At 60.4% G+C, this 22,464-nt stretch carries 18 protein-coding genes and 3 pseudogenes; 9 read left to right on the top strand and 12 right to left on the bottom strand.

Annotated features, from left to right (window positions below):
• Positions 1-4 precede the first annotated feature (4 nt).
• The 5 genes from AC07UK_RS34240 to AC07UK_RS34220 form a co-directional block, all read right to left on the bottom strand.
• Positions 5-2,416 (bottom strand): sensor histidine kinase, encoded by a 2,412-nt coding sequence (locus tag AC07UK_RS34240; protein ID WP_494687861.1) that lies wholly within the window; start codon positions 2,414-2,416, stop codon positions 5-7.
• 75 nt (positions 2,417-2,491) lie between these two features.
• Entirely contained in the window at positions 2,492-3,319 is an 828-nt protein-coding gene (locus tag AC07UK_RS34235) for a phosphoadenosine phosphosulfate reductase domain-containing protein (RefSeq protein WP_494687860.1), read from the bottom strand.
• Complete coding sequence (locus AC07UK_RS34230) at positions 3,297-6,755, bottom strand: hypothetical protein (protein ID WP_494687859.1); 3,459 nt, start codon at positions 6,753-6,755, stop codon at positions 3,297-3,299. Before AC07UK_RS34230 ends, AC07UK_RS34235 begins: the two co-directional genes overlap by 23 nt.
• Positions 6,748-7,653, bottom strand: coding sequence for a DUF4007 family protein (locus tag AC07UK_RS34225; protein ID WP_494687858.1), 906 nt, complete (start codon positions 7,651-7,653; stop codon positions 6,748-6,750). The genes AC07UK_RS34230 and AC07UK_RS34225 overlap by 8 nt, the downstream gene beginning before the upstream one ends.
• On the bottom strand, positions 7,650-7,865 hold the full coding sequence (locus tag AC07UK_RS34220; protein WP_494687857.1) for a hypothetical protein: 216 nt from the start codon (positions 7,863-7,865) through the stop codon (positions 7,650-7,652). The genes AC07UK_RS34225 and AC07UK_RS34220 overlap by 4 nt, the downstream gene beginning before the upstream one ends.
• Positions 7,866-8,143: 278 nt before the next feature.
• Here AC07UK_RS34220 and AC07UK_RS34215 point away from each other — a divergent pair.
• Positions 8,144-8,363 (top strand): annotated as a pseudogene (locus tag AC07UK_RS34215) (response regulator); the annotation flags it as partial.
• Positions 8,364-8,452: 89 nt separating this feature from the next.
• Here the strand turns inward: AC07UK_RS34215 and AC07UK_RS34210 are convergent.
• From AC07UK_RS34210 to AC07UK_RS34180, 7 genes are all read right to left on the bottom strand, one after another.
• Complete coding sequence (locus tag AC07UK_RS34210) at positions 8,453-8,713, bottom strand: H-NS family nucleoid-associated regulatory protein (protein ID WP_494687892.1); 261 nt, start codon at positions 8,711-8,713, stop codon at positions 8,453-8,455.
• Between the two features lie 171 nt (positions 8,714-8,884).
• Positions 8,885-9,325, bottom strand: coding sequence for a DUF4124 domain-containing protein (locus AC07UK_RS34205; RefSeq protein ID WP_494687856.1), 441 nt, complete (start codon positions 9,323-9,325; stop codon positions 8,885-8,887).
• A gap of 374 nt (positions 9,326-9,699) precedes the next feature.
• On the bottom strand, positions 9,700-10,203 hold the full coding sequence (locus AC07UK_RS34200; protein WP_494687855.1) for a DUF2726 domain-containing protein: 504 nt from the start codon (positions 10,201-10,203) through the stop codon (positions 9,700-9,702).
• 256 nt (positions 10,204-10,459) lie between these two features.
• Positions 10,460-11,218, bottom strand: coding sequence for a tol-pal system protein YbgF (gene ybgF / locus AC07UK_RS34195; protein ID WP_494687854.1), 759 nt, complete (start codon positions 11,216-11,218; stop codon positions 10,460-10,462).
• Between the two features lie 77 nt (positions 11,219-11,295).
• The gene (locus AC07UK_RS34190; RefSeq protein WP_494687853.1) at positions 11,296-11,559 is read right to left on the bottom strand and encodes an H-NS family nucleoid-associated regulatory protein; all 264 of its coding nucleotides are present in this window, start codon (positions 11,557-11,559) and stop codon (positions 11,296-11,298) included.
• A gap of 150 nt (positions 11,560-11,709) precedes the next feature.
• A complete protein-coding gene (locus AC07UK_RS34185; RefSeq protein ID WP_494687852.1) occupies positions 11,710-12,906 on the bottom strand; it encodes an H-NS histone family protein in 1,197 nt (398 codons plus the stop codon).
• 163 nt (positions 12,907-13,069) lie between these two features.
• Positions 13,070-14,290, bottom strand: coding sequence for a DNA-binding protein (locus AC07UK_RS34180; RefSeq protein WP_494687851.1), 1,221 nt, complete (start codon positions 14,288-14,290; stop codon positions 13,070-13,072).
• A 148-nt stretch (positions 14,291-14,438) separates the two neighbouring features.
• Between AC07UK_RS34180 and AC07UK_RS34175 the strand changes: the two genes are divergently transcribed.
• The 8 genes and pseudogenes from AC07UK_RS34175 to AC07UK_RS34140 form a co-directional block, all read left to right on the top strand.
• A complete protein-coding gene (locus tag AC07UK_RS34175) occupies positions 14,439-15,671 on the top strand; it encodes a tyrosine-type recombinase/integrase (RefSeq protein ID WP_494687850.1) in 1,233 nt (410 codons plus the stop codon).
• Between the two features lie 123 nt (positions 15,672-15,794).
• Positions 15,795-16,295 (top strand): annotated as a pseudogene (gene bluB / locus AC07UK_RS34170) (5,6-dimethylbenzimidazole synthase); the annotation flags it as partial.
• A gap of 43 nt (positions 16,296-16,338) precedes the next feature.
• A complete protein-coding gene (locus AC07UK_RS34165; protein ID WP_492316766.1) occupies positions 16,339-16,707 on the top strand; it encodes a helix-turn-helix domain-containing protein in 369 nt (122 codons plus the stop codon).
• A 196-nt stretch (positions 16,708-16,903) separates the two neighbouring features.
• Positions 16,904-17,617 (top strand): TetR/AcrR family transcriptional regulator, encoded by a 714-nt coding sequence (locus AC07UK_RS34160; protein WP_492316767.1) that lies wholly within the window; start codon positions 16,904-16,906, stop codon positions 17,615-17,617.
• A 176-nt stretch (positions 17,618-17,793) separates the two neighbouring features.
• On the top strand, positions 17,794-18,831 hold the full coding sequence (locus AC07UK_RS34155) for a Bug family tripartite tricarboxylate transporter substrate binding protein (protein WP_494687849.1): 1,038 nt from the start codon (positions 17,794-17,796) through the stop codon (positions 18,829-18,831).
• A 15-nt stretch (positions 18,832-18,846) separates the two neighbouring features.
• Complete coding sequence (locus AC07UK_RS34150; RefSeq protein WP_492316769.1) at positions 18,847-19,659, top strand: SDR family NAD(P)-dependent oxidoreductase; 813 nt, start codon at positions 18,847-18,849, stop codon at positions 19,657-19,659.
• A 42-nt stretch (positions 19,660-19,701) separates the two neighbouring features.
• Complete coding sequence (gene fahA / locus AC07UK_RS34145; RefSeq protein WP_492316770.1) at positions 19,702-21,015, top strand: fumarylacetoacetase; 1,314 nt, start codon at positions 19,702-19,704, stop codon at positions 21,013-21,015.
• A 35-nt stretch (positions 21,016-21,050) separates the two neighbouring features.
• A pseudogene (locus AC07UK_RS34140) lies at positions 21,051-21,619 on the top strand (ABC transporter substrate-binding protein); the annotation flags it as partial.
• Positions 21,620-22,464: the final 845 nt, after the last annotated feature.

Raw genomic sequence — 22,464 nt, 5'->3', positions numbered from 1 at the left:
GCTGTCATTGCTGTTTATTAAAATTTAGGATAAACGTTCTATGCATGCCATCGGCATCCGGCGCATCCAAGTACAGACGAGCACCGTTTTCAGTGGACAGGCGTCTAGCGATATAAAGACCTAAGCCACGTCCTTCGCGAGGAGGCTTGGTCGTTACGAATTGGTCAAATACGCTTTCCCGGCGTTCAGCAGGAATCCCAGGACCATTGTCAGTGAATCGCAGGGTACGTGCACGCGGATTCAGCTCTACCGAAATTATCCCCGGAATAGATGGATCGAAGCGATTGGCTAACCAGTAGAATGAATTGCTGAAGAGATTATCCAAAATCTGAAGAAATTGGCCTCGCTCAAGGGTTTCAACGAATCTTCCGCCGGAGGTCGAGGTAACCTCGATTCCAACACCGTGTCGGACACTCTTAGCCCCGTGAAATTCGCAGAGCATATCGACCAATTCACGTAAATCCGCCTCTTTTCTAATCTGGCGACCAGGGATACTGAGTTCATCCAAAATACGAACCCGTTTATCAAGCGTTTTTAGCTGGGCCTCCACAACCTGTAGAGAAAATTTCCCAGAAGAAACCGCCTTTAACGAGTCCTGCGTAACCCTTGAAAGTTCGTGTGATACAAATTCCAACATCAGGCCTACACCAGCCAAATGCACGAAACTGTCAATGGTTTCCTCGAAGCTGGCAATACGAAGCTTAGCTCTCTCCCAAGCTTCACTGACCTCTTCAAGGTGATGCATTACCTTATTAATATTCTCTTGTTCGTCCGGCAAACGAAGCTGCATGCCTTTCAGGCTTGCCACCGCAATATCACGAGACGTGGTCAGGCGCTGCTGTACCTCTTCGGCGACCTCTTCTATCGGTGGCTCCACGTCGCGCTCCACCTGCTCGAGGAACGGACGACAAAAGCCCAATATCACGTAGCGGAGCAGGCGAATTAGCGCTTCTCTGTCATATGAATCGCGAAACCCTTCCCGGTTGGTTTGGTCTAGCAGGGATGGATTGCCAATAGAGCTGATTCGAAGGCGTCCGACCATTTGAGCGCGGTTGAGCTTGTAAGCACTCGCGGCTAGCGCCTTGCGATCCAGATCAAGCCAATCATCCGATCGTTCGCCATAGGGATAGACTCGATAGCCATCCCGGTAAACGAGGAAGCCCCCTGACCACTGCACCAAAAAGTCCCGAATGGAATCATTCCAAAGCTCCGGCGTATCGCGCATGATCCGCCCCCGGTTAAACCAGTGAAACTCCAGCTCCCATGGACCCAAATGCTTAAGTGCTTCTGCCACAACCTCGGCATCGATCAGTGGTAGCTTTTTCTTCTTCCTACCTGGCTCTTCTCGTACGCAGGCTCTTAAGTGCTCGCCCTTAAGATGATCAGTGCGCTCACGGGAGTGAGTTTTATAATCAACTCGTAATGCCAGTTGCGGTTCACCAGACTCGTCATAACTAAACTTTGCTGTGCATAGAGCATCAGCATAGCGCAGTGGCTCACGGTCAAGCACAGGAATGCTAATGTCGACGTCCTGAAAGCTGATGCCCATGAATTTATTGGCGCGGAGCTTTGCGAATGGATCCGAAATTTTGGCTAGATCAGCCTTAGCAATTCGCTTGACCTTGGCTTCAGACCAATCGCTTTGCAGATCCCTGATGTAGATCGTTGTTCCACCCTTCACGACTTCGTCTGGAGTACATAATGATTCTTCAATAGGAAACGATAGCGCCGATGCATCCAGAGTTGGATCAGCAAAGGCCGGACGCCAGTCCAGCCGGAGTGCATTCCAGTGCGGAAGACCTTCGGTTTTGGTCTTGACGCTCACGTAATGACCCAATCGCATTGCGGAAAGTCGACCTATGCCCTTTTCGCCCAAGGGAAGCGTAAGCTCCGACTGCGGATTCTGCAGGCGAGAGACGAGGGCGGTAGCCTGCTCAATTACCGCATTCTTCTCTAAAAGACGGGCCGGCGTACCGACTGTTAGGTAACCATCTTCCAGGTTGCGATATGTCATACCGCAGCCTTCGTCAATAACCGCTATATAACTACCGCGTGTGTAGGCCTGATCGAGACACGTCAAAGCCTCAGCCGCAGTTTTTGGAGTTCCGTATGATTTAATAAACCGCTCACGTGTTGCATCACTAGCTTGGTCGTCAAGGCTTTGGAGAACATTCTGGTTAAATTTCGTGACATTAAACGCACTCCCCCTTTTCTGCTGTGCACTGACCTCGTGCTGAAGCAGCGCCCGCAGTTGCTTGTAGGCGGAATGCTGTAATGCTATTCGAATCCGGATCTTAACTTCCTTCGAGCCCGCATCAATCCCATTCTTGACCAGTTCGTACAATGCAACGGCATCGGAACTGATTAATTCCGCTCCAAGCTCGAGCAGTACGCGGGCCTTGAACTTAAATGACATCGGTTATCCTGACAGAGAACTAGAAGGGTGATTATTCCAAACGAAACAGAGCCAGATCTGCTATAACGCCATGGTTTATAGCTGACAAACAAGACATCCTTGATCATCATCCTCATCAAGCGTTTCGCCCATATCGGCTTCGGCGAACACCTCGGCGAGCGTGGCGTGTTCCCTACGGGTCTTCTGGCGCTCAATACGGATTACATGCTCCCGGCGTATTTGCTCCATGCGGGCAGGCTGCTCGAGTTCGGCTAGGCTTTCCCCTTGGCTCCATGTAAAGAAGTTGCCGGTTTTTTCGTAGGGCTTTTCATAAGCCTTTGCCTTCTCGTACAGATCGGGATGGGTCTCCTTGAGGCGGACCCATTCGATCTTCTGCTGATAGAAACAGAAGTAGCATCCCGAGCGCGTACGGCCCCACCGCGTATATGGCGGCATACCCACTCCCGACGTCCTCAGGATCTCTTCTATGTCGCGCAAAACCAAACCGTCTTCGCGGAAGGGATAGACTGGCTTGATATTGGGCTTGTGGCTGATATAACCGCTACGATCCTCATCGGCCCGCAGACCTACGTAGTTCACGACTTCATCGTTACCGCAGTATTGCTCGAAAGGTTTGAGCTTCAGCGCCCGCGTGCACCAACGCCGGTGATTGGACGGAATCATGCCACCATACATCTCGTACCAGTGGTCGAACCCTACGTCCGCATTGAGGTGCGTCACTTCCTTCCCGAGATAGTTCGAGATTCGCTGCAGAAACTCGTAGGTTTCGGGTAGCTCCTTGCGTGTATCGCTGAAGATGTACTCCATCTCCGGAATGCGGTCGCGCATATAGATAGCCAACGCCGCACTGTCCTTCCCGCCGGACAAGCTAAGAATGTGCCTAACCCGCTTCGCGCTTGCCATGGTCCTTTTCCTTGATGGGATTCGTCGATACATGCATTACTTGCAGCTCCTGCAGCGCTTGCGCTAAGGCTGCAGCGGCGGTCTGAGTGTCACCACCTTCCGACTGCTTTAGCATTTCCAGCAGGCTGCGCGCAAGCCGCGTCGACCGCTCCGTCGCAGCAACCAGCAGCGCAGATTCCTGCCCGCTCACGTCAGTGAGCGTAAGGCTCAGGAAGCGCTCTGCAGCGCGTGGCGCACCCTTGCGCTGCATTACCAGGCGGAGCCAGCGCCGATAATGACCGGAAATGTCTGTCACAGCTTGCGCAAAACTGGCGATGGTCTCGTCTGTCCACGCATCCACAGGGCGCTGGACAAGTAAGCTCGCCACGGAATCGAGCCACTTTTCATCTGTCAGCGTTAAATCCGTGCAGCGCAGAATGAAGCTCTTGAGCCGGGCGTCTGCCAACCCCGTGGCCGCACCTGAGCACTCAGCCTGTAATTGGCTGCGAACCTTGGAAAGCGTGCCGGCTATCTCGAACGCCTGCCCAAGCTCTATGACCACGGCATCCTGAAGATTGCGTTGACTCATGGCCAGATCGGTCAGCGTCGCCGATAACCATTCTAGGAAGGGCAACTTCTCCTTGCTTTGCGCATGCGCCTTCGGCAGTGTCGAAGTCAGCAATAGGATTGGGTCCTGCGCTTTGCGCAATATGGAGCGTACCAGCGCGGCATCCTTGCTGACACGGCCTGTCTGCTGCGTGAAATCTGAAAGCCTCCCGAACCAACGATAGAACGTGCGGGCGACTTCGAGGTAGCTCATGTCCCCACTTGGTGCAATTCCGAGCGTGGCAAGCACGGCACTGTAGTCACGCAACAAGTTTCGGCCGCCCTGGGTCACCGAGAGTTCGCGCAGCGTGAACGTTTGCGGATTCCGATGCATGCGCTGCAGATGCTCGCTTGTGAATTCCAGCACCAGTGTGCCCCGTTCGAAAACCGCGCAGCGACTTCGATGGATCATCAGATAGAGCGTGATCCAGATGCTCGCAGGGCCATTGCGTACACCCAACGGCGGAGCCGCAAGTGCCTGGACGACGTGCTCGAAAGTGGGAGCCTCCTCATTTGCCAAAATGCGGGAAATCTCCATCCAGAGCGCACAGATGTCAACGCTCATTCCCGGCTTCGGGTCGACGAGTTTCCAATTTTTGCCGTCGGCCTCCCATATACCCGTATCGCGCAGCAGCGTGGCGTGAATCAACCGCTCCGGAGGATACTCGTTGTCGCCAAAAAGAGGCGCCGAACCACTGCCAGCAAGGAGAGCATCAAGCAACCGCTGGCGCGCAAGGACAATCGCCGACGCGGGGCGATCCTTGTTGATGAGTTCGTTGATGATGCGTGGGGCGCTATGGAAAACCCTCTCGAACATCCAAGACGCTACCTGGCCTACATTCATCGACTCGCTGCCTGGTACGGCCGCGCCCTGATGCCAATACACCGGCCCTCGGCAGCCCGGAGTAGGCGCCAATGCCGAGAATACGAGCGCATCGACATCCTCTTTGGCCTGATGGAGACGGCCGTCGACGTACTGACTAGTCCACGGGTCCAGCCGCTTCGCAGCCACTTCTCGCTGCACTGCCAGCCAAATAGCTAGTTCCGAGAGAGCTGCTCGACCCTGGGCGGACAACGACAGGCAACAGTGCAAGCTGAGGGGGTCATCACCACTGCCCACGCGATCCTGTGCCTGTCGTTCCTCGGGCGAGCCTTCCGTGACCAAGATCAGGCGAAGCCAGCCGTCAACATGCCTGTCAGCAGCGCTTCTGCTAGTGTTAGTTTGGGGCCACGCTGCGACAGTTCCAACGTCAATGGCCAGGGTGCGGATCGTTCCTCGCTGGTCATAGTGCTTGTTGGCCACAACCACCCGTTTCCCCAGTGCGTGCGAAGCGCCGCGCACGGCGAGTTCGTCATCACCAGCTTGTGCCGCATGGTCGTAGAGCGCCTCGATATTGACGGCTTCCGACACGGCGAAAGCGTATTCTGAGCGGCTATGCCGACAGATCAACAGCCCTTGATCGACTAGGCGGTCAAGCAGCGCTCGCGTCTTGGATACTTCAGCTTCACCAAGCGCAAATGCCACCAAAGCCGGAGTAATACGTAGGGCAAGCGGGACCTGCACCAGCTCCAGCACAGCGATAGTCTTGAGCACCGACAAAACGTCCACGTCCTTCGCTTGTCGCTCAATGCTGGTGAGTGCGAAGGCCCAACGGCGCTCGGCAGCTAGTTCTCGAAAACGTAGCCCATGACCCGAGGCCAGATAGTCGAACACCTGAGGCAACCGATACCAGGGGTATTCGTCTACGGGCGTGACTTCCGCGAAGTCCCGAAGCCCCGCCGGCTCGCTACTATTGAGGAAGGCATGAAAGGAACGTTCGCTCTGGCCGTAACGTTTAGAAATGACGGCAAGCGAAGCGAGCGTCAGCGGATGGAGGGGATAGAGCTTCTCGGCGTGCTGGAACAGACCACGGTCTGCAGAGGTTGGCGCGCGTAGGATGGATTGCTCGAGTGCTGAGCCAAAGAGCATCCGCGCGGCATCTACGAGCTTGGGATTTCGGTACAACGCCGGTTTAGTGCCAAGTGCATTGGCCGCGAAATGTACGTAGCGCTCGACAGGCTCATCGAACGGAATCTCCTCGAAACGTGATGCAACCTTGTGCCACTCGTCACCCAAAGAGCGGCCAATGCCCGCCGCGTAGCTTGCGAAGTGCTGGTGCTGAAGCACCACCATCGCGAGCGAATCATCGACATGCCGGCACGCGTCCTCAGCCAGTTGCTGAAGTGCAATCAGGTCACCCGCCTCCGGATGCATGGCAGCATGTTCGATGAACTTGCCCACTTCATCGACCAAAAGCAGCGTACCGGCGAACCCCTGGGCGCGCGCGACAGATGCGAAATCTCGCATTAGCTCCCCGACAACCGCATTGATGGGGCGTCCCTTATAGAGGCCCGGTTCGCTTAGATGACGCTTTAGTGCAGCCACCCCCTTGCCTTGAGGCCACCCCTCCAGGGCGCGAATGATCTCCGCTCCCAGTGCCAACCCGATCGAAAGCCGTGCTCCCACTATAGCGATCGCGAAACGCCTGGGGTCTGCGAATAGGTCAGCGACAGAAGTAGAGGCCTTATGCAACATTCTCCAGGTCGCAGGATACGCATCACGACCGGCGACCAATTGGGCAAGCACGATCCCCAGTGCGGATTTCCCGCTTCCGTACGGACCAATCACTTTCCACGCGCGCTGGGGCTGCCCCTCTGCTAGCGCCGTACCGACCTGCTTGAGCGCTTGAATCGCATTCGGGGTGGGCAGGTAACTGGAGATGACCGTTTCATCCTTGAGGTCACGGCTCAGCGAGATTGAGCGGGTATGGCGTGCATTCAGCTCCAAGCCATCAATGATTCGTTTAAGCATGGATGGGAGCCTCCTCAAATGCCTCCAGCAGGTAGTACGGATCGATTCGGTCGCGGAAAAGCACCACGCTTTGCGTGTCCGACGTGTCCACGAAGCGCATGGCTTCGCACAAGGGGCCCTGTGCCACGTTCTCCACGCAAGCGCGCAACTGGTGTTCATCCAGCCTGAAGACAACGCCGGGGCTCTTCGTGCCCTTGAGAAGACGAAGGAAATCCACAGATGAGGAGACTTGATCAACCGAGGTCACGAATTCCACCAATGCGATAGCAAACACCCGCAGACTCAGGCCGATTGGCGCACGCAGATCGGTGTTGAAAACAATGCGACCGTCCTCTTCTTTGGCGGCGCGCAGCAACGCGAGGTCCTGCAGCGGGCACCAGGACGTGTCGTCACCACTGCGCTCAGCTTGGTAGTAGCTCTGGAGAAAGATTGAGGCGTGCTGGTCCAGCGTGCTCGCAGCGAGTGGCCTTGCCACCCCTTCGGCGCGTTGAGTTAGTGCCCCGACAAGCCGCTGACGATCGAAGCGCACAAGCCGGCCCTCCCCAAATACCTCTGACCAAGCCGCCAATGCAGCACCAGTGCTTAAGCGCCAATGCAGCAACCACAGCGACTCAAGGGACTCCAGATGCTGGTCCCACCCGAATTCAGGATCCAGTAATTTGCGCCCTATAGGTCCGGGCTGGTGCCCTTGACTGGCCACAGGCATAAGGACTCCAGTAGCCTCGCACCAGAATTGCAGCGACTTCACCATGTTGCGGCCGATGCCCAATGTATGCATCGCTCGCTCTTCATCCTTCAACAAACCAGGATCGCTCGAGACCGCCTGATAGGCTTTGGGAAGCCATCCGTATCGGCAGACAAAGGACTCATGTCCGGAAAAACGATCAGCGACAGTCATGGTTTGGTCTTGTTCTTAGCGTGCTTAACGCTGGGGGAGGCCTCAGCGCCTTCGGCTGACGACGTGCGCTCGACAATGATGGCCTTGGTAGTGGCGTCGAAGTACAGATCCACCGAATCACCCTCTTGGATGCCGGCATTGCGTAGCAACGCTTCGGGCAGGGCGATTCTTCCCATTTTCTGTACTTTTTTTGTACCGAAACTAATCTTCATAAAGTACCCACGAAGGTGAACGCCAGTCTTGAATGGGGAGGATATTAGCCCAAAAAACTCCTGAACAAATACAGAAGCAAGGCTTCAAATGCCTCTTTTGTGTTGCTGCCGCGTCACCGAAGTCGGTATTCCTACTACAGTCAAGCAGGATAAGTGCTTAATACATCATTTTAAAGGTATCGCACGTCGGCCCCTCGAAGCGCAGAAAGCTTCACACATATATCACCTCATTGAGCACCGCCTCCAGTGTGCTTGCGCCACACCCATTGGTCCGAAACCCTTATGAGGACGGGTTCGAGGTCATGGAGAACCTCAAGGTCGTCCAGCCGGTTGATCGTTGTCACCGCCCAGCCCAGTCACAAACTGCGCGCACTGCAGGCTGGCGCGAAGGACTTTGTCAGCAAGCCATTCGATCTCGGCGAGGTACTGATGCGGGTGCGGAACATGCTGGAGGTGCGCCTGCTGCATAGTGAGTCCTTGCAGCACGGCAAGGAACTGGCGGCATGCCAAGATAAGGGGAATCCGCTATCACAAGGGGAAGTCGGCCACGGAGCTATCCGCCGCGGAAGCTGAGATCAGGGGCGGCGCTATCCGATCCGGAAAAACTCCGCCGACTGCCCCGCATTGACCGCCCGCTTGAGCCACGACGGCATCTCGCCCTGCCCGTCCCAGGTCAGCCCTTCCGCGTTGCGGTAGCAGACTGCTGGCGGCGGTGGTGGGGGCGGCTCGTCTGGATCCAGCGGATCGTCGCCGCCCGCGCATGGTTGGCTGTCGTCGTTCTCGTCGCGGCTAACACTGCCATCTTCCGGGGTGAGGGAGGCCGTTGGCGCCCCCTGACTTTCGTCCAGTTGTTCGCCCGGCTTGTCGCTCGGCTTTTCGTCTAACGCCCCGCTCCCGGCCTTGCGGCGCCGCGCACCACCGTCTCGCTCAGGCTCGGCGCTACCCGCAGCTCTGCCAGCAGCTGGCGCAGTCGTTGACGGCGAAGACCTCGTATCTCGGCGGTCCGGTTCTGTGTGGGGCTATTCGCACCGGTATTTTGAGATTTGGGCGCCAGCGTGTTGGACCGCTTCCGATGCTTGCTGGATCTGCGTTGGGTTGTTGCTCAGCATTGCACGCTGGGAGTTGGCAAGGGCAGTTTGGTAGGCGTGGCGCAATGATGGACAGACGATCCCTGAGGTCAGCCGTTGCTGCGACTTTGGGTCCATGAGCGATATTGGCTCTGACCGGTACTCGGCATTCTGTTGGCCAATGGACTTCCTGGCCAGTTCGGTCGTTGCAGTATCCGGGCAAGGCCTGTCCTGCAATGTGACGTGGCCGGTAGAGTTGCGACATTGGTAGATAGTCTGACCAACCGCGCTTGTGGTGACGGTTAGCACCGCCAGCATGAGAATTTTCAGCATGGGCGCATTGACCTCAAGCAGCTGTGGTCCGGGAGAAGCGAAAGACAGAATGGTCTCCATCGATTTCCGCGACCACGCCAACCAGATCTTGCCGGGGACTGAAGGCCTTTTGGATTTTGCTGCCGTCTCGACCATCCCGGACGTATTGGGTTTCGCTTGTGTTCACTACGACCAGCCTGACCTCACTCCCTTCCGTGTAGGCACGCGCCACATTGTTGCGAAACTCGGCATTACCGGGACCGCTCCAGCGATCAAAGGAATCTGCATACTCGGCCGTACCGTTCGGTCCCTTCCGATAGTGAAGAGCCCACAGGCTAACCACAAGCGAGCCGTCTGGCGCCCACGCTGAAACAGACCATTGGACGTTCCGCAGTTTGGCGCCGTATCTGGCAAATGCGTCCTGGATTCCGAGTTGGGACATGTCAACATCGGAGTTATATGACGCGAGCACTGCCGCCAGGTAGAGCAGGCGGGACAACACTTGCGTAATCACTCAGGATCGTGGCGAGTTCCACGTCCTTCGAGGTGTAGCGTTTGATGGGGATGCCGGCCGACGCAAGCACGTCATTCTTCTGACCATCGCGTTTCTGCGCCCTGGCGCTGCCGTGCGAGGCGCCATCGAGCTCGATCACGTAGAGCGGGCGCATCGTCTCGCGCTCGCACACGAGATAGTCGACGTACTTCTGGGCGAACAAGTTGCGTGCGGTTTGTGATTTGCCCTTGTGCTGCACGAATGCGGACATGGCGACCTGAGGAAAAACATGCGAGTCCTTCAGGGCGACCGTCAGGCGATCATAGAGCTGTATTTCGTCCTGTCGCATGAAGGGGGCGCGGCGGGCGAAATTGAAAGCCTTTGCTGATGTTCCGTTGGCACCTTTGGCCTTCAGTGCCGACAGGATGGCAGCGTAGACGACAAACAGAAACAGCACGACAAACACCGACTTCACTTTTGACCCCCGTTTGTTGTTGTAGCTGGGATTTTAACGGGAGCCGTCTGAGGCTGCCCCCTCCGTTGGAGGGGGCAACACGGACTAGGCGAAGAGAGGGCCGACCCGGATTCGCAATTATGCGCTGCAGCGTAAAAGCCTTACCGCGAGCCGAATCCGGAGCGGCCACCGCCAGATTTCGCACACAAAGTACGATGACCCCGGCGGGACTTCGGCGTGTGGTGCGGCTGGCTGGAAGCCGCTCCACTCACTTCAGCGTCTTCAAGCGGTTGTGCGCCGCACGCGCGCCTTCGGTACCGGGATACTTGGCCACCACCTGTTCCAGTGTTTTGCGCGCGGCCGCCTTCTGGTCGGATTCGAGCTGATTATTGGCCACCGCGATCATGGCGTCCAGCACCTTGGGATGCGTCGGGTTGGCATGGATCATTTTCTGCAGCACCCAGGTGGAGCCCTTGTAGTCGCGCTGCGCGTAGAGCGAGTTGCCGAGCCAGTACTGCGCCAGCGGCAGGTAGGGGCTCTGCGGATACTTCTTGATAAACGACGAGAACGCATTCCCGGCGCTCTTGAAATCGCCCGTCTGGAAATGCTTGAGCGCGGCATCGTATTCGGGCTTCTCGCCCGGCTGCGACGTGCCTTGGCGGTCTTCGACCGAAGCGTGCTGCGGCTCGAATTTCTTCAGGCGCGCATCCAGGTCGGCGTAATAGTCCTTCTGCTGCTTCTGCAGCGTCGCCACCGTGTTCTGCAGCACTTCGTTCTGGCCGCGTAGTCGCGCGACTTCCTGGCCCAGGCCTTCGAGCTGGTTCTGCAGGTCGAGTGTGGTGCGGCTATTCTGCTCAATGCGCTGGGTCGCCGTCGCCTGGAAGCTGTTGAACTGGTCGCGCAGGCTGATGACCGTTTTGCGCGCCTGCTCATCGTCGAACACGCCGGCGTGTGCCGGCGCGGGTGGCAGCATGCCGCCGCTCGCCATGGCGGCGAGCCACAACAGGGTAAAAACGCGTACTTTCATAAATGGGGCGTCGTGGGTTGTGTCAGTGAGCCCTCGTCAGATCGCCGTTGGTCTGAGGGCCGAATGCATCGGCGGGCCTATCCCACCCGGAAAAACTCGACGATCTGCCCCGCATTGACGGCCCGCTTGAGCCACGACGGCATCTCGCCCTGCCCGTCCCAGGTCAGCCCTTCCGCATTGCGGTAGTAGACCACCGGCGCAGGTGGTGCGGGCGGTGGAGGTGGAGGCGGCGGCGGCGCGAAGCACCCCGCCGCGTCGAGGTCTTCCAAGGTGAGCCCGAAGTCGTCCATCTGCGCCTGGATCCAGCGGATCGCGTCCGCCCGCTCAGTTGTTGCTGTCATCGCTGCCGTCACTGCCGTCACTCGGGCGCGGCCGGTCCGCCCCCCTTCGGACTAGCAAACTCGGCAGGCCGGAAGTTCGGCGGCCACTGCGTAGGAAGACCAAGGGGAAGAGCTGTGCAACGAGCAGGGGGCGGCGGCGCTGCCTGGCAATCAGGACGAAGGCAAGAGATCGATGAGGAAACGCTCGGGCTTCTTGCCAATCCACGCGGGAGCCCTACCGCGCCCCGACCAGGTCTGGCCCGTCTTGGGATTGCGGTACCTCGGAGGCGGCGCGGCCTTCGTCTTGGTCGGAACAGCGCGGGCAGCGGGCTCAACACTGGGCTTGCCCGCAATGTCCTCAATGCTGAGGTCGTACTCCTGCATCCACCGCCGAATCTCCTCCACGACCTTTGGCACTTCCGTGGCTCGCAACTGCTCAAGTTGCGCATTGACAGATGCCAGTTGAGCGAGCAGTGAGGATTGGGACGGGCTTTGGGTTGCGGTAGGCGCTTTTTGCTCCTGTCGCGGCTTCCGGGTTTGCGTCTTCTGAGTCGGCGCTTCCGGGGCAGCCTCCACTCCAGGCAGTGCTATCTGCTTCGGCCCGCGCTTCCGGGTTGGGGTCTCTTGAGTCGTGACGTCCGGAGCCGCAACTTCAGCTAGGATTTTCGGCTTCCGACCGCGCTTCGGGGTCCGCCTCTCTTCCGGCGCAGCTTCCGGAGCGGCGGTTTCGGTGAGCGCTTTCGGCTTCCGACCGCGCTTCGGGGCCCGCGTCTCTTCCGGCGCAGCTTCCGCAGCGGCAGTTTCGGTGAGCGCTTTCGGCTTCCGACCGCGCTTCGGGGCCTGCATCTCTTCAGGCGCAGCTTCCGGAGCTGGGGCGTAAAGCGGTGCTACCGGGGCGGCCGTTTCGGTCAGTTCGTCCTGGGCGGCAGCTTCCGTCGGTTCGTCCGTGGCCAGGACTTCAACCGGAGCTTCGGCCACGGCTTCCGTGGTCGCTTCCGAGGGCATGGCTTCAATGGGCGCTTCCGGCGCGTCAGATTCAGTCAACGCTTCCGAGGCGGCGGCTTCCATCGATTCTTCCGGTGCCACGTCTTCCGTTGAAGCGTCCGGGGCTGCGTAAGGCCGCCGGCGCCGATATGACACGGTCGCCGTCGGGCCGCTACCCCGGCTTGTCGACCAGAAGTCCAAGCGTCGGACCTGAGTGTCAACGCTGCCACTACCGACGCATGCATCACTGGCTTCACCAATGACGGGATCCGCGTCGCGCATCGCCTCAGCGATGGGAAGCTCCATCTGACCAAGCCCGTCCGTCGCATTGCTCGCGACAACGGGTTCAACCACTTGCTTCGGGGCCAATTCGTTCTCCTTCATTGAAGTCACTGCACGTGCAGACGCTTCCTAATCCCATGGACGGTGAGACCTTGTCTCCTGCGTGTCGTTCGAACTTACCCATCGGCGTTTATGTGATGCAAGCTTGGGGGATTGCCCGTCGTCGCCCCTCTGCGCCTGGATCCAGCGGATCGCGTCCGCCCGCTCAGTCTTTGCTGTCATCGCTGCCGTCACTACTGTCGTTGCCTTCGTCCTGATTGTTGGGTAGCGCCGCCCCCGGCTCGTCGCCCTGTTCTTCGCCCAGCTCATCCTGCTGAGCTTCCCCCTGACCGTCGCCCTGCTCTTCCGGCGCGGTCGCCGCCGAACTGCCGCCCTTGCGCCGCCTTCCACCACCGCCACCGCCGTAGCGTTCGCGCGGCGCGACGCGCAAGGTGGCCAGCAGCTGGCGCGCGAGCGCCGCTTCCGCTTCGCCGCGCTCGGCCCGGCGCAGTGCCGCGGCGAGTTCCGCCTGCACGGCCTCCAGGTCGCCCGCCGCCTTGCGTTGCGCCTGCTCGGCTACCGCGAGCCGATCGGCCAGCGCCGCGGCCTGCGCTTCGAGCTTGGCGCGGCCCTCCGCCTGCGCCACGGCAGCATCGCGCGCTTCGCTGCGTGCCGCCGCCAGTTCGGCGCGCAGGTCTTCGGCCGTGCGCTCGCTCTTCTGGCGCGCGGTGCGCTCCTGGTCCAGTTCGCGCAAGCTGCGCCGCTCGCTGGCTTCGGCGCGTTCCTGCGCCAGCGTCACCGCCTCGCGCGCCCGTTCCAGCTCCGCCGAGAATTGGGTTCGCAAGGCGTCCAGCTGGCGCCGTCCCGCTTCGAGTTCCGTCCGCCCCGCCTCGAGCCGGGCCTGTGTGGCGGCGTGCGCCTGTCGCTCCGTGGCCAGGTCTGCCTGCACCGTGTCGTGCGCCTGCCGGGCCTCGGCCAGCTGGGCGGCGATCGCCGCGGCGTCCTCGCGCGCGGCAGCCGTCTCCGCGCGCGCCGCATCGCGCTCGGCTTCCGCTTCGCTCGCGGCGTGACGCGCCTCCGCGCGCAACGTGGCCAGCTCGGCGGACGCGGCCTCGTTGGCCGCCTGCCAGATGGTCTGGACCGCCCCGGCCGCGATGTCCTTCAACGCCTCCGGCAAGTCGGGATGGTCGATGGTCACGCGCGTGCGCCCGCGCAGTTCCTGCCAGAACGCCTGCAGCACCTCAGACGGCGTGCCCATGCTGCCCTTGCGCACCAGGCTGTAGAGCTTGTTGGCGGTGGGGGTGACGCCATAGCGGAAGAACAGCAGGCCGCAGACCTCGCGGTACAGCGCACGGGTTTCGGGGAAGCGGCTGCGCAGTTCGGCAATGTCGTTGGCCATCGCGGCCTGCAGCGTGGCGTCGGTCAGATCCAGGTCGGCAGCGGCCATGGGGAAAAAAGACGGAAAAGTGATGACAAATATTACTACGTAATACGACATATATCCAATTTTCTTGGCAGAACTTTAGACATAACTGCGCTTATGTTTAGCAATGTGGTATAGTGACGCAAATAGCATGTGATTCGGCCGATACATCATGGAACTGCTCCCGATCCAATCTTCGGACGGCCCGCCCGCCCCACCCCTCACCCCGCTCGAGCACTTGCGCCTGACCCCGGCGCTGTCCGGCGCGGCTGGCAGCAACCGCGCCCCCGCCAACGCCACCCGCATCGCCGCGGCCGACGACCTGGCCGCCGTCACCGCCTGGCTGGCGCGCTATGCCGACAGCGCAGCGACGCTGTCCACCTACCGGCGCGAAGCCGAGCGGCTGCTGTTGTGGGCCGTGCTGCAGCTGGGCAAGCCACTGTCCTCGCTGACGCACGAGGATCTGCTCACGTACGAGCGTTTCCTCGCCGACCCGCAACCGGCCGCGCGCTGGGTGCTGGCCGGCAGCAGGAAGAAACTCGCGCGCGGCCACCCCGCCTGGCGCCCGTTTGCCGGGCCGCTGTCGCCCCGCAGCGCGCGCCAGGCGCTGGTTATCCTGAACGCGCTGTTCGCCTGGCTGACCGAGGCGGGCTACCTGGCCGGCAATCCGCTCGCCCTCGCCCGCCGCCGGCGCGCGCCCACCCAAGCGCGCATCACCCGTTACCTGAGCCACGACCTGTGGGAGACGGTCAAGGACACCGTCGCGGCCATGCCGACCGAGACCGCGCGAGAACGCCTGCACGCCGCGCGCTGCCGCTGGGTGCTGACGGTGTTGTATCTGGGCGGGCTGCGGGCCGCCGAGGTGACAGGCACTCCCATGGGGGCGTTCTTCTGCCGGCGCGATGCCCAGGGCACTGAGCGCTGGTGGCTCGAGGTGACCGGCAAGGGCAACAAGACCCGGCTGGTGCCGGCCTCGGACGAGCTGATCGCCGAACTGGCGCGCTACCGCCGCGCCCACGGACTGCCGCCTAGCCCGCAGCCCGGGGAAACGCGCCCGCTGGTGCTGCCGGTCATCGGCCGCGAGACGGGTCGCGACAAGGCCCTGTCGCGCGGCGCGCTGCATCTGATTCTGAAGGAAGTGTTCGCCATGGCGGCCGAGCGCCTGCGCGGGCGCGGGCCCGAGTGGGAGGGTCAGGCCGATGTCCTGGCCAGCGCCTCGGCGCACTGGCTGCGCCATACCGCGGGCTCACACATGACCGACCAGCAAGTCGACCTGCGTTTTGTGCGCGACAACTTCGGCCATGCCTCGATCGCTACCACCAGTGGCTACCTGCACAGCGAAGAGGATGCGCGGCATGAGGCCACCCGAGAGCGGCACCGCATCGGTTGGACCAGCAAGACCTAGGATGAGCCCGCATCGCAACACCGCACAGGGCAAAGTCATCGATCGTCACGGCACCATCGTGGCAAGCTACCTGCATTGTGACCTTCCCTCCCGCCCAAGCGCCACCGCCCCGCTATTCAAACCATGAACCCATCTCGCTACGCCGACAGGGAAATTGCCGCCGTCTATCACGTCATCCGGGAACGTCGCGACATGCGCCACTTTCGGCCGGACCCGCTCGATCCTGCGTTGCTGGAACGCCTGTTGCACGCTGCGCATCTCGCCCCCAGTGTCGGCTTCATGCAACCCTGGCGCTTCTTCCGCATCACTGACAGTAGCTTGAGAACGCAGGTCCACGCGCTGGTTGGTGCCGAACGCCAGCGCACTGCGGTCGCCCGGGGCGAACGCCAGGACGAGTTCATGCGACTCAAGGTGGAGGGCATCCTGGACTACGGGGAAGTACTGGTGGCGGCGCTGATGGATGGACGTGAGCGGCATGTCTTCGGTCGGCGCACCATGCCGGACATGGATCTCGCTTCGGTGGCCTGCGCCATCCAGAACCTCTGGCTTGCTGCGCGCGCGGAAGGATTCGGCGTGGGCTGGGTTTCCTTGTTCGACCCTGAACAGCTTGGCCCGCTGCCGAGACCTCGGCTCGCGGGTGGCCAATCAGGTGGCCCGGCGCCTGGTCATGCCCCTCACCGCAAAGGCGGCCAGGCGCAGTACATCGAGGAGCCCGTCTCCCGCCGCGCCAGCACTTCGCTGGCTCCGCATCCTGGATGCCGTGCGCGCCGAGCTGCGCGGAGACTGGCCCATCGCCCGGATGGCCATGCAGGTTTCCGCCAGCGCCCGCACTTTTCAGCGGCACGTCACCAATGTGATGGGCATGCCGCCAGGCGAGTGGCTGGTGATGCAACGCTTGGCTGCTGCCAAGACCCTGCTCGACGTGGATGATATTGCGGTGCAGGTGGGGTTTGGCGACACGGCCATACTGCGCGGCCATTTCCGCAATCGGCTTGGCCCCAGCCCCGGAGGCTACCGCAAACGGTTCAGGACATGAGCCCATAGCACCTGCAGGTTGCTTGCCGCGCGGCCAAGTGGGTGCCCCAGGGCGCCACCGCGATAGCGCACCGCCCACCGCTACCAGCTAGGCAGACAGCGGATCTCCCATGCTGCATGAATGGCATACTTGCAGCGAAGCCTGAGAGGCTCTCAGCACAAATCAAACCTATCAAACTTCAGCACACTGCGGATAAATGCAAACGCCCTCAACCGAGAAAACTCTTCCCCCTCGCGAAACCTCCGTCCGAATCCTTGACGCGGCAGAGCAACTCTTTGCCGATCAAGGCTTCGAAGGAACATCGATCCGGCAAATTACCGACCTGGCGGGGGTCCGCCTGGCCCTGGCGCATTACCACTTCGAATCCAAGGAGCACATCTTTCACGAGGTTCTTGCGCGTAGGGCCAATGTGGTCAACGAGAGCCGGCAGCAGTTGTTAGCCCACTACCGCCACCTGCATGGCAATGAGCCACTATCGGTTGAGGAAATTGCGCGCTGCTATCTCTCGCCCTACTTGTACTGGAGCATGCACGGCGGCTCCGGATGGCAAAACTACGCCAAGCTGGCCGCTCGCATCATGTCCACCGAGCGTTGGATGGGATTGCTAGGCACGCTGTTCAATCCCTTGGCGGAGGCTTTTCTGCAAGAGTTACGCCGTACCTTCCCCGGTCGCGAGGAAAAACGCATCCAATGGGCTTTCGACTTCATGGTCGGTGTCATGTGCAACACTTTCAGTGAAAACAACCGGATCGAGGTGTTGTCTGGTGGACTCTGCTCCTCCGACCATCGCGACGATGCGTGCAGCCATCTGCTGCCTTTCATGGTGGCAGGCGTCCTGGCGACCGTTGACACCCCGCCTGCGTCTTTCCAGCAGGATTTCACGATCATCAACAAGGCCGCCGCCCTTTAGGCTCAGCAGCCATCGCCGGCACTTAAGCCAGCACCCAATAGCTGCCCACCAATTACATCAGGGTTAATACTTATCACGTTAACGTGAATAGTCATTGACTGATACTTGCTGCAAAGTTCGCCAAAACTTGGTTAGTCGTCCAACCAATCAATTATCTGAAGAAACCTGCTGGCCAAATGAACTCTGCACTTCCCCAAAGCGGTATTCGGAAAGTCACGCCATCTTTTTCCGCACCCCGGCGCAAGAGTTTGCAATGGCTGCTCGCCGCCACAGGCTGCGCACTGAGTTGCGGTCTGCCTGTCACCGCGATGGCGCAAGACGGTTGGAAACCAAGCCACCCCATCAAGATCGTCGTGCCCTACCCGCCCGGTGGCGGCACGGACACGGCAGCACGCGTGCTGGCGGATACGGTGACCAAGCAAACCGGACTCGCGGTCGTCGTGGACAACCGCCCCGGCGCCAACGGAATCCTGGCAACCCGCGCAGTCCATGGCGCCTCGCCGGACGGGCTCACGCTGATGCTGGGAACATCGGACACCCATGCTGTCAATCAGCACCTATATCCGCAGGTCGCCAAGGCGGTGGCGACCATGATTCCCGTCAACGCCGTCGCCCGCGTACCAGTCATGCTGATCGGCCGCAAAAACCTTGCGCAGAAAACTGCTCGCGATGCTTTGCAATTTGCACGCACCCACGAGATGACTTATGCCCACTACGGCATAGGCAGCAATGGGCAAATTGCCATGGAAATGATCAAAGCTAGTGCCGGTATCGACAAGATGCTGGGCGTCCCCTACCAAGGTGGAGGTCCCGCTTTGCAGGCCGTAATGGCTGGTCAGGTGGATATCGCCGTAGTGCCGATGAACGCCGCGCTGGCTCAGGGAAGCAACGTGGTGCTGCTGGGTACGCTGTCCACGCAGCGCCCAGACGGTGCCAAGGACATTCCCACTCTCAAAGAGCAAGGCTTCGACGTGGTTGCCGACTCCTGGGCCGGGCTGTTTGCGCCACCCGGGACCCCTCCAAACATCGTGGCAGCATTTTCCCGCTTCACCAAGGCTGCCCTGGAAGACTCGGAACTCGCCAAGCGCCTGGCTGCACAAGGCCTGTCACCGTTGTCACTGAATGGCAGCGCTGGATTTGCCAAGTTCGTCGCCACCGAAAGCACCCGTCTGGAAAAAGTCATTCGCGACGCGAATATCAAAGCAGAAAAGTAAGCCCAGCCCCTATATATGAATCACTCACCTCAAACTCAGATCACCAACAATCGCAGCATTGACTTGGCTGGTAAACGCATTCTGGTCACTGGAGGCTCCAGCGGCATTGGCCTGGCGTCCGCTCGTCGCTTCATCGAAATGGGCGCGTCGGTCTTTTTGATCGACCTGAACGCAAATGCGCTTGCAGCCGAGGCCCGGGCCATGGGAGCCCAGGGTTTTGCCGTTGCCGATGTCACCAGCGAGCAGGCCTGCGAAACAGCCGTGGCCAGCGCCTGCCAGAGCCTGGGCGGGCTAGACGGACTCTTCCACTGCGCTGGTGTCAGCGACCAGGTGACGCCTGCAGTCGACATGGACATCGACATCTGGCAACGCATCGTCGACGTGAACCTGCGCGGCTCTTTCCTCATGTGCCGCACGGTAGGCGGCGCCATGCTGGAGCGCGGCAGCGGCTCCATCGTGACTATCGCATCGGTCAATGGCCTCAATGGCATTCCGAGGCGCAATGCCTACGGTCCTGCGAAAGCCGGTGTGGCCATGCTGACCCGAAATCTGTCCTGTGAGTGGAGCCACCAGGGCGTGCGCGTCAATGCGCTGGCGCCCGGCTATATCGCCACGCCCATGATCGACCAGCTCGTGCACGACCACAAGATCGATGTGGATCGCATCGAACGCCGCACGCCCATGGCGCGCATGGGACGTCCCGAAGAGGTCGCCAATGCCGCCGCGTTCCTGCTGTCCGACGCTGCCTCGTATGTATCCGGCGCAATTCTTCCGGTAGACGGCGGCTTTACCTCCTACGGTGGTGCCGGCGACGTGAAAACCGCCTGAGCACCGCAACCCCCTTCACGCCAACTCTCCCCTGGCTTCACCATGAGCACTCACCTCCCCTCGCGCGCGGGCGATAGCCCGGCGTCGCCCAACGCCCCAGCATTGACTTCGTTCGTGCCAGTCGCCGCTGACTCGCATTTCCCGATTCAGAACCTCCCCTTCGGCATTTTCAGCACGGAAAGCCGCGCACCACGCGCCGGCGTGGCTATCGGTGACTGCATCGTCGATCTGCAGATCCTGGCCGAGGCCGGCCTGATCTGCGCCGCAGATGCTGCCGTGTTCAAGCAGTCCTCTTTGAATGCCTTCATCAGCCAGGGCCGGGCGACAACGTCCGCGGTTCGGCAGCAGGTCAGCGAACTGCTGCGACACAACAATCCTGTCTTGCGCGACAACACCTCCCTGCGGCAGCAAGCCATTGTTCCTATGTCGGAGGCCACCATGCACCTGCCTGTGGCCGTGGGCGGGTTCAGCGATTTCATGCTTTCGCGCGAGCACTCGCTCAACTGCGTGGACATCCTGGGTGGCGGCAGCGGCGCCGGCAAGCTCTGGCCCAACTGGACCTATCTGCCCATGGCCTACAACGGCCGGGCCAGCTCGGTTGTGGTGGGAGGAACGCCCGTCAAGCGCCCCTGGGGCCAAGTGGTGACACCGGGCGAGAGCGCGCCCCGCTACCAGCCCAGCCAAAAGCTGGACTTCGAGCTGGAGGCCGCCGTTGTTATCGGCGCTGGCAACGCGCTCGGCACCACCATCGCGATCGACAATACCGAAAAACATGCTTTCGGCGTCGTGCTGCTCAACGACTGGAGCACGCGCGACATCCAGGCCTGGGAAGCACAGCCACTTGGCGTCTTCGTCTCCAAGGGACATCGCACGTCAATCTCGCCCTGGATCGTAACGTTCGACGCGCTGGAGCCATTCCGCATCGAGGGCCCTGAACAATCGCCACCACCCCTTCCCTATCTGGATCAACAGGGGCTGCGCAATTTTGACGTGCACATGCAGGCATCCATCAAACCGAAAGATGCCGATGCCGCCTCGGTGGTCTGCCGCAGCAATCTCAAGCACCTGTACTGGAGCTTTGCCCAGCAGATCGCCCACCATGCGTGTACCGGCTGCAACTTGCAGCCAGGAGACCTGCTGGGCACAGGGACTGTCAGCACCAGCGGCCCCGGCGGGCAGGGCTGCCTGTATGAAGCCACGCGCAACGGCCAACAGCACATCGACCTCGAGCAAGGCGGCACCCGCGTCTATCTGGAAGACGGCGACGAGGTGGAACTGACCGCCTGGGCTCAGGGCCCGGGCCACCGCATCGGCTTTGGTGCCTGTACCGGGACGGTGCTGCCCGCGGATGCTTGATTCACTCGAATCCCATTGACCACCAGGAGATTCTCATGACTTCTTCATTGCAGCCATTTCGACTTGCTCTCGGTGCCACGGCACTGATTACCGCATGTGCCGCCACCGCCCAAATCTCAGGAGATGTTGTTCGCATCGGCTCCATCACCGATCTTTCCGGACCCTTGGCCGACAACGATGGCCCAGGTGGACTGGAAGCCATCCGCATGGCGGTGGCGGACTTCGGTGGCAAAGTCAACGGCAAACCCATTGAAGTGCTGTCCGCCGATCACCAGAACAAGGCCGACATCGCTTCCGCCAAGGCATCGACATGATCGTCGGCGGCGCCAACTCCGCCGCCATGCTGGCCATCAACAGCCTGGTGGCCGAGAAGAAATTCGTGTTCCTGCTCGTGGGCCCGGGAGCGACGCAGTTCACCAACGACGCCTGCACGCCCTATACCGTTCAATACCACTACAACACCACGGCCCTGGCAAATACCGTCAGCTCTGCCGTCATGGCCCAAGGCGGAAAATCCTGGTTCTTCCTCACGCCGGACTATGCTTTCGGACACTCGCTCGAACAAGAAGCCACCAAGGTGATCACGGAAAACGGCGGCACCGTCTTTCCCCGACAATCCGCCTGAACTGACTTCTTCTCAAGGAGCGCAAGCATTGATCGCATGATGGCTAACAGGTTGGACCGGGGCGAGGAAAACCCGATAGGGAATGTGAGCAGCAACGCTCGATGATCAGATGAGGACCTCGCCAGCGAATTCCATATGGGCCAGCAGGCTGAGCGGCCTGCACAAAAGGGCTGATGGTATGGACTCCCGCCCCCTCCGGGGCCACACTGAAGGGTCAACTCTTGGAAGAGTAACAATGCCCGCCCTGACCATTGGCTTGGATATCGCGAAGAACGTCTTCGTGCGACCTGCAAGTCGCCTGAATTTCTGTTTCACAGGAGAACGTATGGCCTGACGAAACCGATTGTTCCATCAACCGTTCCCTACCCAGACATGCGGAGCCGGTAACAGCTCGGTGTGAAGCTCTGGGGACAACGTAGCCGCCGGATAACCGGTACGCCCAGCCGCGAGGCGAAGCGGAATCTGCCAGCACGAAGGCGGAGAGGAGCAAGGGATGAGCGGGTACGACCAACATATGTGAACTTCTGATAAACGTCGTGATCTTTGACAAGCCAAACGCGCTGACAGGCTTGAACCAAAACGGTATGCGGTGAGGAGTGGTCTTCGAAGACTGGACCACCATGGACAACCAGCCGCCGGCGAAGAGGAAGGGTCCGCCCCGCTCGGAGATTCATGCGGAACAGGGTAAGCCCATCATGTTGCCGGTGACGGCAGGCGAACCGCAAGGAACGCTGTTGGCACGGTGGGTAGTCGGCCCTGAACAATTCGTTCTGCAGGCCTCGCCGAACACTTCAGCGCCGTGATATGGCGAGCTGATCGAGGTT

Source organism: Cupriavidus sp. GW821-FHT07C08 (assembly GCF_059419025.1).
Note: the sequence above shows the minus strand (reverse complement) of the source record. Positions and strands in the feature narration are given on the sequence as shown.

Coding starts and splice junctions, on each gene's coding strand:
- ybgF (WP_494687854.1), bottom strand. CDS start 11,218: ATGAAAGTACGCGTTTTTACCCTGTTGTGGCTCGCCGCCATGGCGAGC.
- AC07UK_RS34205 (WP_494687856.1), bottom strand. CDS start 9,325: ATGGAGACCATTCTGTCTTTCGCTTCTCCCGGACCACAGCTGCTTGAG.
- AC07UK_RS34185 (WP_494687852.1), bottom strand. CDS start 12,906: ATGAAGGAGAACGAATTGGCCCCGAAGCAAGTGGTTGAACCCGTTGTC.
- AC07UK_RS34165 (WP_492316766.1), top strand. CDS start 16,339: ATGCCCCTCACCGCAAAGGCGGCCAGGCGCAGTACATCGAGGAGCCCG.
- AC07UK_RS34175 (WP_494687850.1), top strand. CDS start 14,439: ATGGAACTGCTCCCGATCCAATCTTCGGACGGCCCGCCCGCCCCACCC.
- fahA (WP_492316770.1), top strand. CDS start 19,702: ATGAGCACTCACCTCCCCTCGCGCGCGGGCGATAGCCCGGCGTCGCCC.
- AC07UK_RS34155 (WP_494687849.1), top strand. CDS start 17,794: ATGAACTCTGCACTTCCCCAAAGCGGTATTCGGAAAGTCACGCCATCT.
- AC07UK_RS34235 (WP_494687860.1), bottom strand. CDS start 3,319: ATGGCAAGCGCGAAGCGGGTTAGGCACATTCTTAGCTTGTCCGGCGGG.
- AC07UK_RS34180 (WP_494687851.1), bottom strand. CDS start 14,290: ATGGCCGCTGCCGACCTGGATCTGACCGACGCCACGCTGCAGGCCGCG.
- AC07UK_RS34230 (WP_494687859.1), bottom strand. CDS start 6,755: ATGCTTAAACGAATCATTGATGGCTTGGAGCTGAATGCACGCCATACC.
- AC07UK_RS34220 (WP_494687857.1), bottom strand. CDS start 7,865: ATGAAGATTAGTTTCGGTACAAAAAAAGTACAGAAAATGGGAAGAATC.
- AC07UK_RS34240 (WP_494687861.1), bottom strand. CDS start 2,416: ATGTCATTTAAGTTCAAGGCCCGCGTACTGCTCGAGCTTGGAGCGGAA.
- AC07UK_RS34150 (WP_492316769.1), top strand. CDS start 18,847: ATGAATCACTCACCTCAAACTCAGATCACCAACAATCGCAGCATTGAC.
- AC07UK_RS34160 (WP_492316767.1), top strand. CDS start 16,904: ATGCAAACGCCCTCAACCGAGAAAACTCTTCCCCCTCGCGAAACCTCC.
- AC07UK_RS34190 (WP_494687853.1), bottom strand. CDS start 11,559: ATGACAGCAACAACTGAGCGGGCGGACGCGATCCGCTGGATCCAGGCG.
- AC07UK_RS34225 (WP_494687858.1), bottom strand. CDS start 7,653: ATGACTGTCGCTGATCGTTTTTCCGGACATGAGTCCTTTGTCTGCCGA.